Source organism: Hafnia alvei (assembly GCF_034424155.1).
GTDB lineage: Bacteria > Pseudomonadota > Gammaproteobacteria > Enterobacterales > Enterobacteriaceae > Hafnia > Hafnia alvei.
The window spans coordinates 4,139,199-4,153,555 of sequence record NZ_CP139992.1; the positions used below are offsets into that span (position 1 = coordinate 4,139,199).

Annotated in this window: 11 protein-coding genes; 2 read left to right on the forward strand and 9 right to left on the reverse strand. The window is 50.5% G+C overall.

What is annotated here, in order from left to right:
* Positions 1–23 precede the first annotated feature (23 nt).
* Positions 24–1,208, forward strand: a complete 1,185-nt coding sequence (kch, locus tag U0008_RS19100; RefSeq protein WP_025798419.1) for a voltage-gated potassium channel protein — start codon at positions 24–26, stop codon at positions 1,206–1,208.
* Positions 1,209–1,282: 74 nt separating this feature from the next.
* Here the strand turns inward: kch and ridA are convergent, their stop codons facing one another.
* The 6 genes from ridA to aaeX all read right to left on the reverse strand — a co-directional run bounded on the left by ridA (position 1,283) and on the right by aaeX (position 6,771).
* On the reverse strand, positions 1,283–1,669 hold the full coding sequence (gene ridA, locus U0008_RS19105; RefSeq protein WP_025798421.1) for a 2-iminobutanoate/2-iminopropanoate deaminase: 387 nt from the start codon (positions 1,667–1,669) through the stop codon (positions 1,283–1,285).
* 138 nt (positions 1,670–1,807) lie between these two features.
* Positions 1,808–2,272 (reverse strand): aspartate carbamoyltransferase regulatory subunit, encoded by a 465-nt coding sequence (gene pyrI / locus U0008_RS19110; protein WP_043489007.1) that lies wholly within the window; start codon positions 2,270–2,272, stop codon positions 1,808–1,810.
* 14 nt (positions 2,273–2,286) lie between these two features.
* Entirely contained in the window at positions 2,287–3,222 is a 936-nt protein-coding gene (gene pyrB / locus U0008_RS19115; protein WP_040046145.1) for an aspartate carbamoyltransferase, read from the reverse strand.
* Positions 3,223–3,566: 344 nt separating this feature from the next.
* A complete protein-coding gene (gene aaeB, locus U0008_RS19120) occupies positions 3,567–5,528 on the reverse strand; it encodes a p-hydroxybenzoic acid efflux pump subunit AaeB (protein WP_025798425.1) in 1,962 nt (653 codons plus the stop codon).
* A gap of 96 nt (positions 5,529–5,624) precedes the next feature.
* The gene (aaeA, locus tag U0008_RS19125) at positions 5,625–6,548 is read right to left on the reverse strand and encodes a p-hydroxybenzoic acid efflux pump subunit AaeA (RefSeq protein ID WP_038503050.1); all 924 of its coding nucleotides are present in this window, start codon (positions 6,546–6,548) and stop codon (positions 5,625–5,627) included.
* Between the two features lie 19 nt (positions 6,549–6,567).
* The gene (gene aaeX / locus U0008_RS19130) at positions 6,568–6,771 is read right to left on the reverse strand and encodes a p-hydroxybenzoic acid efflux pump operon protein AaeX (RefSeq protein ID WP_004097177.1); all 204 of its coding nucleotides are present in this window, start codon (positions 6,769–6,771) and stop codon (positions 6,568–6,570) included.
* 415 nt (positions 6,772–7,186) lie between these two features.
* On the opposite strand from aaeX, the gene aaeR reads away from it, so the two are divergent.
* Positions 7,187–8,107: an HTH-type transcriptional activator AaeR gene (gene aaeR / locus U0008_RS19135; RefSeq protein WP_043489004.1), complete on the forward strand. Its 921-nt coding sequence runs from the start codon at positions 7,187–7,189 to the stop codon at positions 8,105–8,107.
* Positions 8,108–8,242: 135 nt separating this feature from the next.
* On the opposite strand, the gene tldD is transcribed toward aaeR, so the two are convergent.
* Genes tldD through yhdP form a run of 3 tightly spaced genes read right to left on the reverse strand, consistent with a single transcriptional unit; the run spans position 8,243 to position 14,357 of the window.
* A complete protein-coding gene (gene tldD / locus U0008_RS19140) occupies positions 8,243–9,688 on the reverse strand; it encodes a metalloprotease TldD (RefSeq protein WP_043488990.1) in 1,446 nt (481 codons plus the stop codon).
* Between the two features lie 12 nt (positions 9,689–9,700).
* Positions 9,701–10,543 carry a deaminated glutathione amidase gene (nit1, locus tag U0008_RS19145; protein ID WP_043488988.1) on the reverse strand — a complete coding sequence of 281 codons (843 nt, stop codon included), beginning with the start codon at positions 10,541–10,543 and terminating at the stop codon, positions 9,701–9,703.
* Between the two features lie 4 nt (positions 10,544–10,547).
* The gene (gene yhdP, locus U0008_RS19150; RefSeq protein ID WP_043488985.1) at positions 10,548–14,357 is read right to left on the reverse strand and encodes an AsmA2 domain-containing protein YhdP; all 3,810 of its coding nucleotides are present in this window, start codon (positions 14,355–14,357) and stop codon (positions 10,548–10,550) included.

The following is a 14,357-nucleotide window of genomic DNA, read 5'->3' on the forward strand; positions in this document are numbered from 1 at the left end:
TTATTTGAATCAGTCCCTTTGCCGTGAAAAAACTATTCCACAGATTTATATCTTTGTTTAAACCGCACTGGTGTCTGGCCGTGTTGGTGGCCGCGTATGGCTATCTCTTCATGCGTCCGGTGATGCTGCGAGCGTTTGACTATGTGCCAAACGCCATCAGTTCGTTCAGCTCATGGAAAGAGACGCTTTCTGTTACTGGCCTACTTGAAATCCCGCAGTTTGTGCTTGGGTTTGGCTTAATACTGATGGCTTTTGGGTTGCTGCTGCGCGCACGCGTAGCCTGGGCATTCTCGTTATTGTTGTTATTCGTGACCGGCCTGCTCAGCTTTCTTTCACCTCAGGAAATGCTGAACCTGTTTCTGTACGCCGTGATATTGCTGATTTTACTGATCGCCTATTGGCGGCGCTTTGACCACGCCAGCTTAGCCGCCGGTGGTCTATTTGCGTTAGTCAGCTTTGCGTCTTTACTGCTGTATGCCGTTTTTGGTTCGCTCTATTTAGGTGGCGAATTTGTTCCGCCTATTTTAGATATGCCAACGGCGTTCTATTTCTCGGTCGTCAGTATGTCAACGGTAGGCTTTGGCGATATTGTTCCTCATACGGCAACCGCTCGGCTATTTACCGTCTCCGTTATCGTTATGGGGATTACCGTATTTGCGACGTCAATCAGTGCCATTATTGGGCCAGTGATTGGCGGTAATTTAAAACGATTGGTGAAAGGCAGGATTTCTCACGTGATGCGTAAAAACCACTTTATTATCGCGGGTGCCACTCCGCTCGCATTGAGCGTTTATCTCGGGCTTAAACAGCGTGGAGATGCACTCACCGTTATCGTACCGCCCAATGTGTCTCACGAATATCCACCGGATACGGACTTAATTATCGGCGATCCGTCTAATGCCCAAGTGCTGATCGAAGCCGGTGCGGCGAAGGCGAAATTCATTCTGGCGCTGCGTGACGATGACGCAGAAAATGCATTTATCGTGCTGGCGGCGAAAGAGGTCGCCAATGCCAATACCAAAACCATTTCGGTAGTTAATGCCAGCAAACACCTACAGAAAATTAAGCGTGTGCAGCCTGATATGGTGTTCTCACTTCAACTGCTCGGCAGTGAATTACTGGTGCGCACGCTGAGCGGTGAGCCCATCGACGATAAACTGATTACCGAGCTCTTCTTCGGTAATACGTCATCAGTGAAAGACGCTTAACCTCAATTTGTTACCGCGCTAAAAACAAAACAGGCCAGCTTTTGCTGGCCTGTATAGCATTGATAATCGAGATATTAGCGACGTACTGCGATCGCTTCGATTTCAATTTTCACGTCTTTAGGCAGACGTGCAACTTCAACGCATGAACGCGCTGGGAACGGCGCATTATGCTCAGTGAAGAACGCTTCGTAGGTCGCGTTAACGGTCGCAAAGTCATTCAGATCTTTAACGAAAACGGTCGTTTTCACAATATCTGATACTTTCAGACCAGCAGCTTCAACGATAGCCTGCACGTTTTCCAGAGACTGGCGCGCCTGTGCGGAAACGTCTTCAGCAACCTGACCATTCTTCGGGTTCACAGGGATCTGACCAGAAGTGATGATCATGCTACCCAGATCAACGCCCTGAACATAAGGACCGATGGCGGCAGGTGCGTTCTCTGTACTGATGATGCGTGACATATCTGCTCCTATAGGATTTCGGATGTATGATGAACATTAAAAATAAATTCGTCACCATTATAGGGAAGCAGCCTACTAAAACCCACCCGCTGCCTCGCAAACCCGAGTTAAATCTGGAAATTTGTATTGAGCTTTAATCTAAATACCCTGCATTACGGCATGATGTTCAAACTCTTTTTCACAGTACTTACACTTCAATAACACTTCATCTTGGCGCACGCGAACTTTAAAGCTGGAAGACACCGGTTCGCTGCGGCTGATACAGTTGCTGTTTGGGCAGTCCAATACGTGGTCAATCTGCTCTGGCAGCGTCGGCGTGAGCTTAAGAACCACTTCGTAGTTATCGATGCGGTTTACCGTCGCTTTTGGCGCATAAATCGAGAGTTGGTTGACCTGCTCTTCGGTCAAAAAGACGTTCTCGATTTTAATCAGGTCTTTACGGCCCTGCGCATTCGAAGGCAGGTTTAAGCCGATAGTAATGCGCTGATCGGTCTCGGTGAGTTTGAACAACGTTAATAGTTTGAAGCCAACCTGCGCTGGAATATGGTCAATCACCGTGCCACGTTTAATCGCTTCTACCTGTAATTTATTATCGTGTGTCATCTTAGCGTCCTCGATTAAAAGTTCAGTTCAGCATTCAAAACCAGAGCCAACAAAGCCTGACGGGCAAAGATGCCGTTTCCTGCCTGCTGGAAATAATAGGCATACGGCGTTTTATCAACGTCGTTGGTGATTTCATCAATACGTGGCAGAGGATGCAGCACTTTCATGTTGTCGCGAGCGCCTTCTAAGGACACAGCGCGCAGCACAAACTGAGACTTCACGTTGACGTATTCAGACGGGTCCAAGCGCTCTTTCTGTACGCGGGTCATGTACAGAATATCCAGCTCCGGCATCACTTCTTCGATACTGGTATGCAGGCTGTATTGAATGCCTTTTTCATCCAGCATCTTCAAGATATATGCGGGCATCGCCAAAGCCTCTGGCGCGATGAAATAGAAGCGATTTCCTTCAAACTTCGCCAACGCCTGCGTCAATGAGTGTACGGTGCGGCCATATTTTAGGTCACCGACCATTGCGATATTGATGTTATTCAAACGTCCCTGCGTTTCCTGGATAGTAAACAGGTCGAGCAGCGTTTGGGTTGGATGTTGGTTCGAACCATCACCCGCGTTAACGACCGGAATCGAACCACAAAACTCAGTAGCCAGTCGTGCCGCACCTTCCTGCGGGTGACGCATCACAATGGCGTCCACGTAGGTGCTGATAACCGAAATGGTATCCGCCAGCGTTTCGCCTTTCTTACCCAGCGACGTATTGCTGCTGTCGGAGAAACCCACGACCGAAGCACCGAGGCGATGCATGGAGGTTTCAAAGGAGAGACGGGTACGCGTTGAGGCCTCGAAGAACAGGCTGGCAATCACTTTGTGTTTCAACAATTCTGGCTGCGGATTCGCCTTCAGGCTTGCAGCAGTACGTAATACCAGCTCCAGTTCCTCACGATTCAGATCGTTTATGGAGATGATATCTTTGTTATACAACGGATTAGCCATTTCTTGTTCTCCTGTTTTTCGCGCCCGCTGGCCGGGACTACTGGATGTTTAAAATGTAATCAACCCGATCGCTGGGCAAAAAAAAGCCCCTCATTGAGGGGCGATTAACGATCGTTTTAGCAACGGAAGAAAAAAACGGTGGCAGCCGCCTTGTTCAGGCAGGGCGTCTAGTCGACAAGCGACCCAAACAGCACTGATAGCCACAACGTTTTTCATGCAGTCTCCCGGCAAATTGTCGGGCATTATACTCACCCGCAGCGATGCTGCAAGCGCTAAATCACGATTTTTATGATCCTACGCAAACGATTTCTTTTCCTAAGCCCTATTCGTCGCACGGTTAGGATTTAATCAATTAGCGCATGCTGGTATTTTTCCAACATGGTCGATAGCCGTTTGACCGGGATCGTAACAGTGTACGGAGCCTGATAGTGTACCAAGCGTTCCTGATACTGATTCAGTTCGTCTAACAAGCGGAAAAAGTATCCTCTTCGCTTGCTGTCGCCACCTGCTGAAATCACCTTATTGGCGGTCGCACGTATCTGTTTATGGAAATCGGACAGCTCTTGGTTGACCGGAATCGGCGCATTGCGTAAACGCTGGTGGGCGATGATCAACGTCAGCGCCAAACGGTATTTAGCAATGTCATTCGGGAACAGATTCAACAGCTGGAAGAGCTGTTGGTACAGCGCCGGTAAATGGTTTTCATTGCGCCGCGCCTGATTGGTGGTTAACGCCGATACCGCGCTGTACACAAAACCATTGAGTAAGGCGCGTCCTGTCCGAGCTTTTGAACGATCGCGGATCAAGAACAGCACGATCATCGCCACAAAGCAGCCGATGATCTGGCCAATCGCGTTGTCTAAAAAGCTGCTTACCGGAAACGACATCGGATTGCTTAACACCATGATGTTAATCGTCGAAGCCAAGGTCCCCAGCGATCCTAAACGACGTTTTTGCACTTCCAAACCGATAACAAACGCCATCAGCCCCAAACTAATACACAGCAACAACATGCTTTGCTGGGTCGCGGGAAGGATTAGCATGTAAAACAGCGAGCCTATCGGCAGCGCCATAATCGTGCCTAACAGGAAATCAATCGATGCCATGCGTGGGTTCGGCGTGCGCATCGCCAGCGCGGTCACAACGGCAATCATAACCATACAGCCACTGCCGGATGTCCAACCGGTCCATAGCCAGAACATTGCACCAATGGACGTAGCTGCCCACGTACGCAGGCCGTTGATCATCGCATGATGGCGCTCTGCGGAGGCGGGTTTGACCACATACTCGCCTTCCAGAATATTTTCTTCTACCGAGCTGATACTGCTGTTGGTATGCACCCCTTTTGCCAAGAGCAAGTAGCGCGTAGCGGCGCCAATCCAACTGCTGATGGTTAGCGGCACCGAGTCCGTGGGCTGCATCGATAGCAACTGACGCAGCTGTTTCATCCGTTTGTGAACATCACCGATAGTTTCTACCGGCTCGAGGATCAGAACCTGCATTTCGCTAGGGATACGCTCCGGTGCATTTGAGCTGATAAAGAAGGTTTCACAGGCCTGCGTGATCAGCGTTAAAGAAACGGTGTTCAACGCTTTCAAACGGCGGTTTACACGCACCCACCGAGTGGATTCCAACATCAGATTGCTGCGCATCCCATTGAGCGCGTTGGTGCCTTTCACTAAATCGTTCCACGACTTATCCAGCACGTCTCGCTCGTCAGGCCGAACGCACATTTGCAGTAATCGGAATTGATCGACGATGAGCGAGCTCACCACGCGGTCGATATCACTTTTGATAGAACGTGGCGAAAAGATAATGTCGGCCAGCACCGCACACACGATCCCTAATACGATTTCACTACAGCGCTCAACCGCATACAGCGGGCTCAACAAGGGTTCCGTTGCCGTTGTCACCACGATAATAAGCGCGGTATAGCCCGCCAAACCAAAGGCATAAGAGTTCTCCACGCGTACCAGCGAAGAGATCCATGTACATATGCCCGCCCATGCGCAGCACAGGAGCATCATCACCAGCGGCGCACGGATAAACAACATCATGATCAGCAAACCGCCAATCGAGCCGATAAATGTCCCGATAATACGTAGCCAACCACGGTGACGGATCGCGCCAGAGAAAGGTTCGCCACCCGCGGCAAACGCCGGGCCTGCGGCGACAATAGCCGCGGTTAAAACCGACCAGCGCGGTGTTTCCAGTTGCAAATGAAAGCCAAGAAACAGCGCCAGCACGATAGCAAATGCTAACTTACAGGCAAAACGTAAGCGCAAAAACATGCCACCATTATTCATCATTGCCTCTGTCTGCGCTAAAAAGTGATAGGGACTTGCACGTTAACGTGCGTACAAATCCCCAGTGAAAATAAGTGTAAATATCGTTGGGAGGGCTTAACCAAATTCACGCAGACGATGTAGCAACTGCACAATCGGCGATGATGATTTACGCTCAACGTCTTGCTGGTTGCTCACTACCACGGTGGCCGTTGTCCCAGCCGGATAAGGCGTTTCTTGCTCTTTGTTGTCGAGCAGAATTTTCACCGGAACACGCTGCGCCAAACGAACCCATTCAAGGTTAGAGTCAACGGTCGCCAAGCCTTTGCTATCCGCGGTAGAGCTTTTGTTATTCACCCCTGCAGATACGCTGTCTACGGTGCCGTAAAGGATACGGTTACTGCCTAGCGGCGTAATCTCCACGCGATCGCCGCGCTGGATGCCGTCGAGTTTGGTTTCTTCCATGTAGGCCAGAATATAGAAGGTGCCTTTTTTCACCAGCGCGACTGCCTTAGCCCCACGGTTAATGAACTCGCCCTGATGAACGTTTAGGTTGGTGACCCAACCATCGGCCGGTGCACGCACCACGGTACGTTCTAGATCCAGTTTTGCCAGATCGCGCGTTGACTGTGCTTTAGCCAACTGCTGACGCACCGTTGCCAGCATATTGCTTGACTGGTCGATCTCTTCTTGAGACATCGCCTGAACACCTAAACGTACACGACGCCCAGCCTCTTTCGCTTTTTCACTGACCAGAGTTTGGTAGTAGCGCACATCGGCTTCAGCCTGATTTAGCGCTTCTTGATAACGTGGCTGATCGATAACAAACAGAATCTGCCCTTTCTTCACCAACTGGTTATCATGAATAGGCACGTCCGATAGCAGGCCACTGACGTCTGGCGCAATGGCAACGACGTCGGCGGTGAATTTGGCATCACGCGTCCAGGGGGATTCGGTATAAAAGGCCCATGCTTTAAACACGGCAATTGCCGCTACTATCACGATAATCACGGTGATAGCGATGCGGGTCATTTTTATCATAATTTGATTCACAGTGACCTCAGACAAATAAGCAGGTAATCAAGTAGAACAAACAGCAGTACAACGCGGTATTAAACAACGCCGGATGCCAAACAAAATCGTAGATCCCCGTCGGCTGTAATACCCGCCGGAACAGTAAAAACAGCAGCAAAGCCACCAGCAGTTCAAAAAACACCGGTGGAAAGGACAGGCCAAAAACGACCATTACCGGTAGCAGCCCCATAATTCTCTCCACTCAAATAATATTTAGCCTAGCTCAACGCGGCATTCTTCGTTGGCTGCATAGCGTGACGAACGATAACTTTTGCCTTGCGCGATCCACTAACCGCCCTCACCCTGAAATGCTGGTTGATGGCGTTTAACTCAGAAAAAGGATGTCTGTCAGAGGATGTGAGCTACAGGATCTGATGGCAGAAGGACATTTCGTCGTTTCGATACACAGAGGATTATTTCCGCATCGTCAATGACAATATCTTAGCGCAATAATAATCACCATGTATAGAATATGTGAGCTAAATCACTTTTTATTTAAAATAAACAATCAGTCGTTTTTTTAAGCTATCATCGTTACCTCAAAGGCTGATTGTAAGGCGTTTTCTCCCATGCAGCCTCACTTCCCTATTAAGGTAGATTGAACAATGGAACGACTTAAGCGCATGGCCGTGTTTGCCAAAGTAGTTGAATGCGGCTCCTTTACTAGCGCAGGACGCCAGCTTGAGATGAGCGTTTCGTCCATAAGCCAAACCATTTCCAAGCTGGAAAATGAGCTGAATATTAAGCTACTCAACCGCAGCACGCGCAGCATTGGTTTAACCGAGGCAGGGAAAATTTATTATCAAGGCTGCCGGAAAATGTTGCTTGAGGCGCAAGAAGTCCACGAACAGATTTACGCTTTCAACAATACGCCAACGGGCACCTTACGTATCGGTAGTTCATCCACCATGGCACAAAATGTATTGGCGCCAATGACGACCAGAATGCTGCGTGAATATCCAGGATTATCGATTGATTTAGTCACCGGTGTACCTGCACCAGACCTTATCGCTGACGGGCTCGATCTGGTGGTGCGTGTGGGTGCATTACAAGACTCTAGCCTTTTCTCTAAGCGCCTAGGCTCTATGCCAATGGTGGTCTGCGCAGCAAAAAGCTACCTTCAGCAGCACGGAACGCCAGAAAAACCCGCAGACATCACCAGTTTTAGCTGGTTAACCTACAGCGTTCGCCCCGACAGTGAATTTGAGCTGATTGCGCCAGAAGGGCAAACCCTGCATCTCTCGCCTCAGGGCCGCTTCGTCACCAATGACTCACAAACGCTCATCCGCTGGCTGAGTGAAGGCGTGGGAATTGCCTACGTGCCACTGATGTGGGTCATCGAAGAGATAAAACGCGGTGAAGTTGAAATTCTCTTCAGCCGTTACCAATCCGATCCAAGGCCGGTTTACGCCTTACATACCCAAAAAGATAAGCTGCCGCTCAAGGTGCAGGTTTGTATTAACTACCTCAGTGAATACTTCACCAAGGTTGGGGAGATTTATCAGGATTATCGGCAGGAGGAGTGAGGGTCCGATTGCCCCACCCTAACCCTCCCCCTCGCGGGGGAGGGAACAGATCGGCGCTCAATTAAAGATCTCGATCTGCTCCTCCCCCTGACAAGGGGGAGGCTGGGAGGGGGTCTATGGCGAGGAAGATGTAGCTTACGCCGTTCCCCCCACCGTCATTGAATCCAGCTTCAGCGTTGGCTGACCAACGCCAACCGGCACGCTCTGTCCTTCTTTGCCGCATACGCCAACGCCTTTATCCAGCGCCAGATCGTTACCGACCATAGAAATCTGCTGCATGGCTTCAATGCCTGAACCAATCAGCGTTGCGCCTTTCACCGGCTTGGTGATTTTGCCATTCTCAATCAGATAAGCCTCTGACGTAGAGAAGACAAATTTACCCGACGTAATATCGACCTGACCACCAGCAAAATTCGGCGCATATAGGCCATATTCAACGCTGGAAATAATATCCTGCGGCGATGATTTGCCCGCCAACATATAGGTATTGGTCATGCGCGGCATTGGCAGATGCGCATAAGATTCACGACGACCGTTACCGGTTGGCGCAAGCCCCATCAGGCGAGCATTCATTTTATCCTGCATAAAGCCTTTCAGAATGCCGTTTTCAATCAGTACGTTGTATTGACCTGGAACGCCTTCATCGTCGATTGCCAGAGAGCCACGACGTCCACTAATCGTGCCGTCATCGACAACGGTACACAGTTCGGAGGCTACCAGTTGCCCCATCTGGCCACTGAACACCGACGTACCACGACGATTAAAATCACCTTCTAAGCCATGACCAACCGCTTCATGCAACAGCACGCCCGGCCAGCCTGCGCCAAGCACGACCGGCATTGAACCGGCTGGAGCCGCCACCGCAGACAGGTTTACTAGCGCCATACGTACCGCTTCTTTGGCAAAAGCATCGGCACGCACATCACCATCGACGAGCTCGAGGAAATATTCGTAGCCAGAACGACCACCGCCGCCGCTTGAACCACGTTCACGGCGACCATCCTCTTCTACCAGCACGCTGACAGAAAGACGCACCAGCGGGCGAACATCTGCCGCCAAAGTGCCATCTGTTGCAGCCACCAGAATTAACTCATACACCCCAGTAATGCTGGCAGACACTTCCTGCACACGGGGATCTTCCGCACGCGCAATATTATCAACGCGATGCAGCAGAGCAATTTTCTCTTCACGCGGCAGGCTTTGCAGCGGATCAATGGCGGGATACAGCAAGCTATAAGGCACGTTGCCCAAGGTATGAACTTTGCCATTACCCTGTTCACGTACAATGCTACGCGCCGCCTGTGCGCTTTGATTCAGCGCATTAAGGGTAATCTGGTCAGCGTAGGCGAAGCCGGTCTTCTCACCGCTAATAGCGCGCACGCCAACGCCCTGATCGATATTGTAAGAACCGTCTTTAATGATACGGTCTTCAATCACCCAAGACTCATGGTAACTGGACTGGAAATAGAGATCGGCGTAGTCAAGCTGACGTTCAGCCAGTGTACCCAATACTGAAAACAGATCTCGATGACTCAGTTTGTTAGCAGCCAATAGCTGCTCACTAACGAACGTCAGACTCATAGCGTTTTACTCTTATTGATCCAAAGGATTAACCAGCTTCGGCTGGAATCGGTTGTGTTGTGCGACCGGCATCTGGGTGCGAATATTTTCAAGTGAGTGAGTATTCACCTTCACTTTAATCGGCATGACCAAATCGGCATTCTGTTCAATAACATTGCCCCAGCCATCCACCGCCATGGTATGTCCCCACGTACGGCGCGTTGCGCCATGACGACCAACCTGAGCCGGAGCCAAAATATAGCACTGAGTTTCAATTGCGCGAGCACGCAGCAAGATTTCCCAATGAGATTCCCCAGTTACGCGGGTAAACGCCGCAGGCACGGAAATAATTTCGGCGCCTTTATCACGCAACGCTTGGAATAAACCGGGGAAACGCAGATCGTAACAGATAGTCATACCCAATTTTCCCACTGGGGTATCGACCACGGTCAGATGTTCACCGTGCTGATAGGTATCAGATTCACGGTAGTGACCATGCGTATCTTTAATATCAACATCAAACATATGCAGCTTATCGTAACGCGCTTTCAGCTCGCCTTGATCGTCAAACAACAGGCTGCTGGCAGTGATTTGCTTGCTGTCTTCACGGCTAATTAGCGGCATTGAGCCAATCAGGATCCACACCCCGTAACGGCGCGCCATATCACGAATAGCATCCTGCAACGGGCCTTTGCCTTCTTGCTCGGCCTGCTCGTGATAGGCTTTCGAATCAGCAAACAACAGTGCGTTTTCTGGCGTCATCACCAGCTTGATATTGTTATTCAACTGCTTGATTTGCTGTTCTATTTGCGCCAGATTCGAACGGGTGTTATCTCCGCTGCACAGTTGCAATAAAGCAATATTTGCATTCCTCATCGTGCTATTTCTCCTTTGGCTGGCGTAAAACTTCGTTAATGGTTGGGTGATCCAAACTGCCTGTAATGTTGTAGCGTATCAGCGATATTTTATTCCACAACGGCGCCAATACTCTTGATGCAGCAAACACGGCGGCTCCAACGACAGGGTTGATAACAAATGCCGTTGCAACGCCGACGGTAGCCGAAATCTCCGGCGCGATGACCGCCTGCATGTCGATACGGCGAGTCACAAGGTTCACGTTACCATCCATCGCAATATCAGCGGCTAAGCCATCTACCAGTAAATCATTGGTGGATAGAATACCATCCTTAAACTTACCATTGCCGCGAATGCTGTCATAGTAGAACCCTTGACCGAACGTATCGCTAAAATCGAGTTTTAGTTTACGCAGCAGGGCGTCGAAGCTCACTAACCGGAGCAGTTGTCCAGCGCGACCGCCGCCCGCATTATCAATTTCACCTTTACCCAGCTTACTGCTTAGCGAACCATTAAGCGAGTTCACCTGCGGCCGCCACGGTTCGCCTATCCAGTTCAAATCAAGATGAACATCAAACGGAGAGTTTTTCAGCGGCGAGCTAAAACCAAAATAGTCGCTGCTGGTGGTAATGTTAGCGCCTTTAACCTGTACTTTCAGCCAAGTATGATCTTTGCTGTTACTCTGATTCCACATGCCGCTCAGCGTAACTTTGGTATTTCCGGTATCAATTAGGCCGTTTTTCAGCATCAGTTGATCGCCGTTCGGCGTTAGATCGGCATTTACCTGACGTAGACGCTGTCCCATCATCCAGCAGTCTTGGCAACGCAGGATCATGCTTGGCCACTGACTAAAGGAGACTCGTTCCACGGCCGGTGGCGCATCGCTGTTTGCTGAAGGCGCAGCACTTGGAGACACAGTGCTCCACTGCGGGTTGTAATATAGGTAGGCCACGTTGGCGCGTAACACGTTGTTATTATCTAAATCAGCTTCGCCGTTAATTTCACGTCCTTTAGCGCTGATATGCGTGCCATTCGCCAATTTTGAAGCCGAAACGGTCAACTGATGCCACGTTTGTCCCGCTAAAATGAGCTGTGGTGTGGTTAGGTTAACCTGTTGCGGGTAGCTGAAGTTTGAAGCTGCGGTTCCCGCCTTCTCTCCCAGCGCGGGAGCCAGCGCCGCGAGCCACTCTTCACCATCGAGAGCCGGCAGATTCAACGTTAACGACTCGCTTTCAGGCAACGCAGGGATTTTACGGCTATTGTCGCTCCACGCGGCACGAGCCAGCTTCACACCGTGTTTTTGCAGAATAATTTGGCTATTAAAGTGATTTTTCGGCCCCAGATTCCCTGTCAGCATGAAACCATTCAAATCGCCTTTAGCATTCACTACCAATGGTAATGCCTGGCCATGTGGTTTATCTAACGGTGACGGTAAGTGACTGCTTACATTTTTCAGATCCGCGTTAACCTGAACGTCATACGATGGATGGCCCTTATGCGGCAGCTTAATCGCCACTTTGGTATTCCAAGGCGCAGAGCCCGCAACCTCTTTCGCTAACGCCGACGGCATCCACGGCAGCTTCGCGGGCTGCCAATCAGCGTTCATCGCCACATCTACGCCAAAGTCCTGTGCACCTTCCGCCGTTGAGAAGGTGAAGTTTACCGGTTGACCAAACCAAGCGGCATTCATTGGGCTACTGGTTAAATTGCCATTATCGAAATGCAGTGAACCATTGAGCTGAGTAAAGGTGCTATCCAGCGGCTTGATCAACAAGGAGTTATTCTTAAAAGCAACGTCACCGGTGGCACGAGTTTCTTTGCCATCCAGCGGGATATCAAGATGTAAGCGCCCACTGACATCGCCGCCCACTTCCAACTCATCCAAGGCCGCGCCGACTGAATCGGCTAATGGCGATGTTTTAAAGTATTCATGAACAGCCTTGCCAGAACCTGCCACCTTTGCGTCAACGAGCAGCTTTTCTTTTTGGTAAACAGGGATTACGGCCGTGATATCTGTGCCGTCAACGTCGCCTAACTTGGTGTGCGGCGCATTCATCCACAGACCATCGTTGAGGAAATTCAAATCGATAGCGAGATTATTCAGCGGCTCCCAGTTTGGCTGGAAACGGAAAGTGGCATCACGCAGGGGAACAAAGACTTGGAACTGCCCTTCATTATGCAGATAAGGAAAATAATGCGGATTCCCTGCGTAGACCAGCGTAGCATTGTCCACCTTCCCACCTTCCAATGCGCCGGTGAGATAATCAACCAAATGCGTTCCCATCAAGGGCTCTGGGAAATAGCGCCATGCCTGTGCCGCGTCATACAGACGGATCCCTGACAAGATGCTCAACCATGGCTGGCCCTCTTTAGGATGCTGATAATTAAACTCGCCGGTCGCCCACAAAGACTTCGCCTGTACGTCAAGATTATCCCCCGACAGCGACCAGCCTTTGTCATTGTTGATAAACGTGGCGAAACCGCTGGCGTGACTCACTTCGAGCGGCGCTCGGAACATATCGCCATACGGCAATAAGCTGTCTTTCAACGAGAATTTCAGGCCCGCGTTCATCGCACTACCGGATATGCTGCCGTTGAAATGATTAACACCAGGCAGCAATTTCCACGGCTGCCAGCTGACGTCTTGCCATTCCCCGATAAAGCGCGCTCGTTCAGGTTGTTGCAGGGGAATATCAACACCCGCGAAGGCGATATGGCCCTTGGGGCGAATATCGTCCCAGCGCCCTAAGGCATCAGGCGTAAGAAACGCCAGCGTAGGCAAAATAGGTCCAATGCGTTCTAACTGTAAATCTGTCGCACGCAGACGCAGTTCTTCAGGCTGATCTGGGCCGATAAAATGGGTATTTTCGGGACGATACATGGCGCTCAACGAGCCTTTCGGCCATGCAACGCCATCGGTGCTCAAATTAAGCTGCGGAATATCAAACGTCCAACCGCCGGCAATGCGCCCAACCTGTAACGTAAGATTATCCACCGTCAGTTCATGTTGCTTATCCGCAGTGCTCCAGTTGGCCTCGCCCTGTTTTAACAACAGATGCCCACCTTGGATTTCGCCATCGGTCACGGTTAACCAAGACGCTAAGCTGAACCGCGCGCTATGCAACCCAGTATTGCGGTTTACCCAGCGGCTCAGCCATGGCTTCATCTCTATTTCATCGGCCTGCAAATAAACGGTGCCATCGCTGAGCAAGCCGTTTTTGTCATGCAGATCCATTCTGACCTGCATATTGCCGTGCTGACCTTCTGGCGTAGAGAACATGACCTGACCTTCTGCGCGGTGGCGCGTGGCGGTGTTTAGCCAAGTCAGATTAGGGATTTCAAGCTGGATACGCGGGCCCGACGGGCTTGGAAAGGTGATCTTGCTGTCGCGCAGGATAAAGTGGTCAAACTGGTAAAGGAAGATGTCCGTAATACCGTCACTTTCGATGCCCTTTGAATCGGACGAGGAACCGCTTAAAGGCTCATTACTATCGGCCTGTAAGTGATAAAAAGTGAGATCGCGGAACTGCCAACGCCAATGCAGCAGGGACTGCCAAACATCCAGCGCAACGGTTACTCGCTGAATGCTGATATTACCTTTTGGCTGCGCAACAGAAATATTGCGCACTTCCAGCGTGGGGCCAAATGACTGCCAGTTTGCATTCAGCGCGCCGATTTTTACCGGCACACCAGAATACTGTTCAATCTTTTCAACGATCTGCGGGCGAAATGTTTCAAGGTGAGGCAGAGCCAAGCGCAGACCACTCACTATCAACGCCACCAGAACAATCAATGCCACCAGTGTCGCTAGTAAGTATCCAGACAGTCGCCTCAC

Excerpts from the sequence above, each read along its gene's own strand:
- ridA (WP_025798421.1), bottom strand. The coding sequence starts at position 1,669 with ATGTCACGCATCATCAGTACAGAGAACGCACCTGCCGCCATCGGTCCT.
- pyrI (WP_043489007.1), bottom strand. The coding sequence starts at position 2,272 with ATGACACACGATAATAAATTACAGGTAGAAGCGATTAAACGTGGCACG.
- pyrB (WP_040046145.1), bottom strand. The coding sequence starts at position 3,222 with ATGGCTAATCCGTTGTATAACAAAGATATCATCTCCATAAACGATCTG.
- aaeB (WP_025798425.1), bottom strand. The coding sequence starts at position 5,528 with ATGAATAATGGTGGCATGTTTTTGCGCTTACGTTTTGCCTGTAAGTTA.
- aaeA (WP_038503050.1), bottom strand. The coding sequence starts at position 6,548 with ATGATAAAAATGACCCGCATCGCTATCACCGTGATTATCGTGATAGTA.
- aaeX (WP_004097177.1), bottom strand. The coding sequence starts at position 6,771 with ATGGGGCTGCTACCGGTAATGGTCGTTTTTGGCCTGTCCTTTCCACCG.
- aaeR (WP_043489004.1), top strand. The coding sequence starts at position 7,187 with ATGGAACGACTTAAGCGCATGGCCGTGTTTGCCAAAGTAGTTGAATGC.
- tldD (WP_043488990.1), bottom strand. The coding sequence starts at position 9,688 with ATGAGTCTGACGTTCGTTAGTGAGCAGCTATTGGCTGCTAACAAACTG.
- nit1 (WP_043488988.1), bottom strand. The coding sequence starts at position 10,543 with ATGAGGAATGCAAATATTGCTTTATTGCAACTGTGCAGCGGAGATAAC.